This window comes from Protofrankia sp. Cas4 (assembly GCF_963555915.1).
Lineage (GTDB): Bacteria > Actinomycetota > Actinomycetes > Frankiales > Frankiaceae > Protofrankia.
Genome location: NZ_CAUVXL010000102.1, coordinates 12,667 through 20,821, shown reverse-complemented (window position 1 = coordinate 20,821; position 8,155 = coordinate 12,667). Strand labels below are relative to the sequence as shown.

The 8,155-nt window shown below is 69.2% G+C and carries 7 protein-coding genes and 1 pseudogene; 4 read left to right on the top strand and 4 right to left on the bottom strand.

What is annotated here, in order from left to right; genetic code table 11:
* Window positions 1-790: pseudogene (locus U9979_RS09570) on the top strand (WD40 repeat domain-containing protein); the annotation flags it as partial.
* Window positions 791-877: 87 nt separating this feature from the next.
* Here the strand turns inward: U9979_RS09570 and U9979_RS09565 are convergent.
* Window positions 878-1,267, bottom strand: coding sequence for a type II toxin-antitoxin system VapC family toxin (locus U9979_RS09565; protein WP_322779081.1), 390 nt, complete (start codon window positions 1,265-1,267; stop codon window positions 878-880).
* A complete protein-coding gene (locus U9979_RS09560) occupies window positions 1,264-1,521 on the bottom strand; it encodes a type II toxin-antitoxin system prevent-host-death family antitoxin (RefSeq protein WP_322779080.1) in 258 nt (85 codons plus the stop codon). Before U9979_RS09560 ends, U9979_RS09565 begins: the two co-directional genes overlap by 4 nt.
* A gap of 317 nt (window positions 1,522-1,838) precedes the next feature.
* Here U9979_RS09560 and U9979_RS09555 point away from each other — a divergent pair, with 317 nt between their 5' ends.
* Window positions 1,839-3,083, top strand: a complete 1,245-nt coding sequence (locus U9979_RS09555) for a hypothetical protein (RefSeq protein WP_322779079.1) — start codon at window positions 1,839-1,841, stop codon at window positions 3,081-3,083.
* Between the two features lie 50 nt (window positions 3,084-3,133).
* Here the strand turns inward: U9979_RS09555 and U9979_RS09550 are convergent, their stop codons facing one another.
* Both U9979_RS09550 and U9979_RS09545 read right to left on the bottom strand, forming a co-directional pair.
* Entirely contained in the window at window positions 3,134-3,547 is a 414-nt protein-coding gene (locus tag U9979_RS09550; protein WP_322779078.1) for a type II toxin-antitoxin system VapC family toxin, read from the bottom strand.
* Window positions 3,544-3,807, bottom strand: coding sequence for a hypothetical protein (locus U9979_RS09545; protein WP_322779077.1), 264 nt, complete (start codon window positions 3,805-3,807; stop codon window positions 3,544-3,546). The genes U9979_RS09550 and U9979_RS09545 overlap by 4 nt, the downstream gene beginning before the upstream one ends.
* 82 nt (window positions 3,808-3,889) lie before the next feature.
* Here U9979_RS09545 and U9979_RS09540 point away from each other — a divergent pair, with 82 nt between their 5' ends.
* A complete protein-coding gene (locus U9979_RS09540; protein WP_322779076.1) occupies window positions 3,890-4,033 on the top strand; it encodes a hypothetical protein in 144 nt (47 codons plus the stop codon).
* 15 nt (window positions 4,034-4,048) lie between these two features.
* Window positions 4,049-8,155 (top strand): pentapeptide repeat-containing protein (locus U9979_RS09535; protein ID WP_322779075.1); only part of this gene is annotated, 4,107 nt, incomplete at its 3' end.

Sequence of the window (8,155 nt, the reverse complement as noted above, 5' to 3'; positions counted from 1 at the left end):
TGCCTCCGGGTCAGGCGACCGCACAGTCCGACTGTGGGACACCACCACCGGCCAACAGCGACACACCCTCACCGGCCCCACCGGCCACACCGACGCGGTGCGGTCGGTGGGATTCTCCCCGGACAGCACCATGATCGCCTCTGGGTCGGACGACCGCACGATCCGACTGTGGGACACCACCACCGGCCACCAGATCCACACCCTCATCGGCCACACCGCCACGGTGCTGTCGGTGGGGTTCTCCCCGGACACCACCATGATCGCCGCCGGGTCGGAGGATGGCACGGTACGGATGTGGGACACCACCACCGGTACCGAGATGCGCACTCTGACCAGCCACACCCGCCGAGTGTGGTCGGTGGGGTTCTCCCCCGACGGCACCATGATCGCATCAGGAGGCGACGACAACACGGTACGGCTATGGGACACCACCACCGGTACCGAGATGCGCTCCCTGACCGGCCACACCCGCCAGGTGCGGTCGGTGGGGTTCTCCCCCGACGGCACCATGATCGCATCAGGAGGCGACGACAACACGGTACGGCTGTGGGAGACCGCCACCGGCCGCCCGATCGCGACCATGATCGGTACTCGGGACGGGTGGGCGGTCCTGCTGCCGGACGGTTCGTACAAGCTGGTCGGCGAGCCGGACGGCTCCTTCTGGTTTATGATCAAGAACGTCCGTTTCGAGCCTGGCGAGCTGGACGGCTACGACCCGACCATCCGGCGCATCCCGGCGGACGCGCCGCTGCCCCTACCCCCCGTCCCGCCCCGGGCGCGGTTGACCTGACGTTCGCTTGCGCCTCTGGCCTTCCCTCGAACGGCCGGCGACGAACGCCGGTGACGGCGGGATCGGCCCGGTCTCCCGCAGCGATCGTCAGACGCGGATCACGCTCAGGCCCGGCACGTCCGCGTAGTCATCATCCTGACTGACCACCGGAACGTCGAGGGCGAGCGCGGTGGCGGCGATCCACGCGTCGTTCACCTTCATCCGCCGTCCGGAGTCACGCAACGCAACCCGCAGGCGTGCCCACGCCTGGGCCACACCATCGTCGATCGGCACCGGGTCAAGGTCCAACGCCTCCTGCAGCGTGGTGAGCCTCCGGTCACGCGCAGCCAGATTCCGAGCGGCCAGCACCCCCGCCCGCAGTTCGGCGACGGTGATGATGGAGACGGCGAGAGCGTCGGGCAGCGCGTCCACACGCAGTTCCCGCCCGGACTCCCGCGCGATGAAGACCGAGGTGTCGGCGAGCCCGGCCGCGGTCACAGCGGCGGCAGATCGTCCGTGGTGTCCGCGGCCAGCTCGTCGAGGTCGGCCCGGAGTTCGGGATCGGCCTGTCGGGACAGGAACCGGCGCACGAACTCCTCGCGACTGATGAACCGGGGACGGCGGCCCACGGCGGCGAGCCGGGCGACAGGCCGACCGTCAACGGTGATGAGCAGCTCCTCACCGGCCTCGACCCGTCGCAACAGGCCACGCGTGTCATTGCGCAACTCACGGGACGGTACCGACGCGACCATGCGACAAGCGTAGCAGCCGGCTACACCCGGCCAGCCGTGCTGGCTGAAGATCAATGGATGCGGAATACGGGATGAGGGATGAGGGATGAGGGATGCGGCGCTTGATCAGGTCGTGACCACGCTGTGGTCGGACCAACCTCGGCGTACCGCGTCCGACCTGGCGGTCCTACGCTTCCTCAGTGCCTGTATCGCGCAAGCGGAAGAAAACCCGCACGTCCAAGGCCTCGGCCCGCAACTCCAAGGCCTCGACCCGGCCAATCAAGCCGACGATCCGGTCCGATTCGGACGACCAGTCCCAGGATGAGCTCACAAAGGCCTTGACCGGTCTTGTCACCTACCGACGTCACGTGGACGCGCGTAAGGCGGCCCTTGCCACGTCGGCGGCCGACGCTCTCGTCGCCGAACTCGTCGCGTTCACACCGAGCCAACCCGATTCCGAGCTTGAAGATGACCTGTGCCGCCGACTCGGGGCGCGGCTGGGAGAGTTCGAAGACGAACCGATCGACGACCATGTGGACCCCGACCGACTCGCCGGGGCCGTCGTCACCGCAGCCGCCGCAGCCGTCCGCTCGGCACTGGACGCGACACTGGAGACGTTGACAACCGAGCCCGACTGCGAGCCCGACGGCTGGCGAGCACCGTGGCGGGTACTGACCACCGTGGCCCGCATCCTCCCCTTCCCGCTGAGCGCGACCACCGCCAACGCGATCGGAGACCTGCGCGATCATCCCGGCGGGCACGTACTGCCCACGACCCCCGGCGGCCCGACAATGACCGGGCAGGTCCTGTGGACACGCGACGCCTACGGTAGCCGCTTCGGCGTCACCACCGCGTTCACGACACTCAACGGGCCAGACCGCTGGTATCTGTGGGACATCGACGCCTGCGGATTCCAGGCGTTCACCGTCCACAGCGCCTACTACGCCACAGCCGAGCAGGCGCTGGCGGCGTGGCAGGCCGGAGTTGGCGTTCTCGCTGCCGGCGAGACGGCCCTCACCGCGGTCGACGATCCTTGGTTGCTGGCCGACCTGCTGCCCGCCGAGGAAGGATTGTTCCGGGCAGGCGGAGAGAACGCGGGCCAGCCCGCCGAGTACCACCGGAGCAGACGCCTCGCCGAAGCGGCGATCAAGAGCTTCGGAGTGCGTCAGGCCGCGCCGCACACAGACCTCGACGACGCCGGCGCAGCCGCAGAGTTCACCGCCTGGCTGCGGGCACACCGAGCCGACCAGCCACAGGCCGACCAGCCACAGCCGGCCGAGCTGGAAGAACTGATCACGGAACTGGTGGATTCCTGGCATATCGACGGCCCAGCCGCCCTGTACGGCACCTGCTCGCCGCACCGCATCGCCCTGACCGTCCTGCATCTGCGCAACTACTACAAGGAGGACTTCGCCGACCAGCTCGTCACCCTGCTCCCCGAGTGGGCCTGCTGGCTCGCCGAGCGCAACAGGACCGCACCCGGATTGGCCGAACGCTGCCGACCATACGCTCTGGGCGAGACACACCCCGACGTTGGCAGCGACGACTCCAGGCCGGACTATCGCGCCCGCGTGACCGAGTAGCCCGCCGCGCAGCGGGAGGGTCGGCAACACGGCTTCAGACCCCTGGCACTTCAGATCTTGATGAGAGTAACCCGCCTACCGCAGAGCGCCATGAGATCGTCAGGGTCCGACGTGAGGACGGTGACGCGGCCGGGGACGGCGAGCGCCGTGGCGCAGAGCATGGCGTCGATCGCGTGTTGGTGACCATGCAGACCCGCATCGCCCAGGAGAGCCGCCGCATGGCGGGCAATGTCCTCGGTGACAGGCTCGACGACGATGCGGGACAGGGTCCATTCCAGCGCCGGACGCCTGATGTGCGGGTGCACCACCTCGACCAGCGTCGCCGCACTGGTGATCACACGCATGTCGTCGGCGCGGGCGAGTGCGAGCCAGGCTGTGACCTCCCGGTCGCGCTGTACCGCTTTGGCGAGTCCTTCACTGTCCAAAACCAGGGTGCCGCCCGGCACTACGGGCGCGCGGATCATGCCGCGTTCGAGCCGGCGATGCCCTGCTGCTCGCGGGCGCGCAGCAGGGTGTCGCGCCTGGCCTGAATCTCCTCATCGGTGATCGGTCCGTGGTCGGCCTCCGCGACCGCGATCAGGTCGTTGAGGTTGTCGCGTTCGATCTGGCGCGCGACGGCCGCGGCGACGTATGCGGACAGGCCCGAGGGACCGCCGCGGGCGCGGGCCGCCTCGGCGACGTCCCGGGGCATTGTGATCGAGTACTTCTGGGTAGGCTCGCTCATACTCCTTATGCTACCTCGGGTACTCCCGCTGGATGGTTGACCGCACGACCGGGGCGGGCGCGTATCGTGACATTCTTTACCCATGGTTGACGGGGGCAGGGTCACCGACACAGGGGTAACCGACACGGCGGTAACCGACACGGCGGCGTCCGATGACGGCGGTCACTACGACTTCTTCGTCAGTTACACCGGCGTGGACGCCGCCTGGGCACAGTGGATCGCGTGACAGCTTGAGGCCCGGGTGCGGTTCGGCGAGCGGTCCGGCGAGCGGTCCGCGCGGGTGTTCGTGCAGGCGTGGGACCTCGTCCCGGGCACGAACTGGGCGACCAGCATGCACCGCACGCTGCCGGCCTCGGCCCGGGTGGTGCCTGTCCTGTCCCCCACTTATCTGACCGAATCTCGGTACGGCAACGCCGAGTGGCTGGCGATCTGGCCGGACGACCCCGAGGGGGCCAAACGCCGGATCGTGCCGGTCCGGGTCGCGGACTGCCAGCCCACCGGTCTGCTGCGGTCAACCACCTACATCGATCTGGTCGGCCGCGACGAGACGGCCGCCGCCGACAGGCTGTTGGCGGGGATCACCGCGTCCGTCGAAGGTCGGGCGAAGCCCGCCGTCGCCCCGCAGTTCCCCGGCCCGGACGGTCGCGCGGCGCGTGGTGCCGACCAACCGGATTTCCCCGGAGCTGCCAGTGCGGTCACCGCCGCGGTCAAGACAGCCGCGGTCAGGACAGCCGCGGGCAGGCCGGGCAAGGCCACGGAGCCGGCCGTCACGGTGCTGCACATCTCCGACACCCAGTTCGGGGCCCACCACGTGTTCGGCCGGGCCGGGCTGACCGAGGCCGACCGTGCCCACTCGTCTCTGTTCGCCCGGTTGCACGACGACCTGCGGGACCGAGCCGGCACCGACGGCCTGCGGCCAGACCTCGTCGTACTCTCCGGTGACCTGGCCGAGACCGGCGACGAGAGCGAGTTCGACCAGGTGTACGACTTCCTCGTCGCATTGGCGGAGCGCCTGGAACTCGACCGGAACCGGTTCGTGGTCATCCCTGGCAACCACGACGTCAACCGGCTGCTCTGCCAGTCCTACTTTCTGCGTGAGCAGGCCTTCAAGCGGAATCCCCAGCCGCCGTACTGGCCGAAGTGGGAATGCTTCGACGCCCTGCTGCGGCGGTTCTACGGTGTCGACGCCGCGATCGGCTTCGGTGTCGGCGCGGAATGGTCGCTGGTCGAGATCCCCGACCGCAAAGTCGTCGTGGCTGGACTGAACTCGACGATGGCCGAAACGCATGAGGAGCACTACGGCTGGCTCGGGGAAGACCAGCTCCGTACCGTCGCCGAGGCGTTGGGCCGTTACGAGCGGGACGGCTGGCTGCGGATCGGTGCCGTGCACCACAACCCGATCCGGGGAGCCACCACGGACGACGAGAACCTGCGCGACGCCGACGACCTGGACCGCATCCTCGGCCCGCACCTGAACCTGCTGCTGCACGGCCACACCCACGACGGCCGGGCCAGCTGGTTGCCGTCCGGGCTGCCGGTCGCGTCCACGGGCAGTGCGGCGGTCGACGCGCAGGCCCGCCCGTCGGAGGTACCGAACCAGTACCAGCTGCTCCGGATCGACCGAGACGGGTTCACCCGCTATGCCCGCCGCTACGAGCCCGATCAGAAACGTTGGACGGGTGACCTGCGGGTCGACCCGGCCGGCAGCTCGTGGTCGGTACGCACACCGCACGCGTTCCGGTCGATGCAGGCGGCGTTTCCGTCCCCGGCCGGGGACGACGACGAGGAGGGTGAACCAGGCCCACACCGGCGCGAGCGGTATGGCCGGGGTATGGACGGCCGGTTCCCGGACGGCGAGGAGCTGTCCCACGGATTGTCCGGACCGCCGCGGCGGCAACCGGACACGCTGGACGAAATCGCCAAAGTGGCCCGCCTGCACCACCCGGACGCGACGGTCGAGCGGGTCGAGGCGTCCGGCGGACTGCCCGCCCGCCTGGATGTGTGGTGTGCCAAGGGCTGCACCGTGGAGTACGGGCTCGTCGGCCTGATCGACGGCGAAGCGGACGACGCCACGGTTGACGAGTTCGCCACAACGGTCCAGGCCAGGTATCCGCCGCACCGCCGCAATCTGGTCACCGAGCTCGTCTACACCGGGGGAACACCGGCCACCCCCGAGCTGGTCGCCCACGCCGCGCGGAACGGTATGCGGCTGTTGAGCATGCTCGAATACCAGGGCGTCCTGGACCTGCGCGGCTACGTCGACCGCCAGACCGCCCGACTTGACGCCGACCCGGACTACCCACCCGAGCTGTATGTGCCGCAGCGCATCCGGCGGATCGACCGCACCACCGTCACCGCCCCCGCCCTCCAACAGATCGTCGAGTGGCTGACCACCGATGAGGCCCGGTTCATCCTTGTGCTCGGCGACTCCGGGCACGGCAAGACCTTTCTGACGCACGAGCTCGCCCTGGAGTTACCCCGCCACCTGCCGCACGTCGACCCGATGCTGATCGAGCTGCGGCAGCTGGAGAAGTCCCTTGAACTCGACCGGCTCGTCGCCCAGCACCTGGTGGACTCCCAGGTCCGCCGGCCGGACCTGGACGCCTTCCGTTACATGCTGGCTCAGGGCCACCTCGTGTTGATCTTCGATGGTTTCGACGAGCTCGCGGCCCGGGTCACCTACCAGCGCGCGGTCGCACACCTCGACACCCTGCTGGCCGCCCTCGACAATCAGGCAAAGATCGTCGTGACGAGCCGGGCCGAGTTCTTCCTGACCGACGACGAGGTGTTGAAGAAGACCGGGGAGAAGGTCGAGCGGACGTTCGGCCGGTTCATCGTCCGGCTGGAAGACTTCGGCCCCGAACAGATCCATGCCTTTCTGGTCGGACGCTTCACCCGCACGCTGTCGGTGGAGATTCCCGACACCGACGCCCGCCGTGTGGAAGCACAACAACGGGCAACAGCCCGCCTCAAGCTGATCGGGGAGGTGCGGGACCTCCCCGACCTGGCACGTAACCCACGGCTGTTGTCGTTCATCGCCGAGCTGGAGGATGATCAGCTATACCAGGCGCGCCAGCGTGGCGGCACGGTGACCGCAGCGGACCTGTATTGGGAGCTGGTGGGCCAGTGGCTGGCCTACGAGTGCGAGCGGTCACCGGAGCTGACGGTCGACGAGCGGAAGGATGCCGTCACCGAGTTGGCGGTGGCGATGTGGCGGGACGGCGAGGCGTTCATCGATGTGACCAGGCTGACCGAGATCGCCGCTGGTGTGCTCCGGTCGATGCGTGATCCGCGTGGTCTGACTCCGGCTGAGGCTGCGCATCTGCTCGGTTCGGGTACGGCGTTGCGCCGGGATGCCGAGGGCCGGTTCTCCTTCATTCACTGGTCGGTGATGGAGTATCTGGTCGCGGCCGAAGCGGCCCGCCAGCTCGCCGCAACGGCCCACCATGCCGGTCAGGCCGGTGATCTGCTCGCGGCACAGGAGATGTCAGAGCTGATGGCCGACTTCTTCACCGATCTGGCCGGCCGGGACGCGGCGGCTCAGTGGGCGCAGGACACCGTCGACGACCCAGACACGCCTGGGGTGACGAAGGCGAACGCGGTGGTCGTCGCACGGCGACTGGGCATCGAGCTGCGGACGGAGGCGAAACTGGCCGGCGCCGATCTCGCCGGCCAGGACCTCTCCGGCCGGGACCTGCGCGGCGCTGACCTGCGGCGGGCGAACCTGACCGACGCCCGGCTCGACCGTGCCGATCTGCGGGGTGCTGATCTGCGCGACGCGGTGCTCACCGGTGCTTCCCTGATCGCGACCGCGCTGTCTGGCGCGGATCTGTCCGGGGCAAGGCTGCCTGGGGCGACGGTCCGCGATGTCAGCGCGGAGCGGCTGATCGCCCGCGGTGCCGATCTCGACGGCATCCAGCTCACCGACGGGACGCTGCCTGGGCTCGACCTGGTTGGCGCGTTACTGCGGAGCGCGCGGGTGACCGGTGCTGGGTTCACCGGGGCGAACCTGACCGGTGCGGACCTTCGTGGTGCCCGTTTCATCGACACGGATCTGACCGGCGCGGTGCTGACGGATAGCCGATGGTCGCGGGCGGCAATTCTCGGTGGCCAGCTCGGTTCGGTCCGGGAGGCGCCTGAGCTGGCCGTCGCGGCGGTCGCCGGGCGGGATCCCGCGCAGGTGATGCTGCGGTCGGCGGCCTCACCGCAGTACGCGGTGGGGTTCTCCCCGGACGGCACCATGATCGCCTCGGGGGGTGGGGATGGCTCGGTGCGGCTGTGGGATACCGCGACCGGCCGTGAACTACGCACCCTGACCGGCCACACCGGCTGGGTGTGGTCGGTGGGG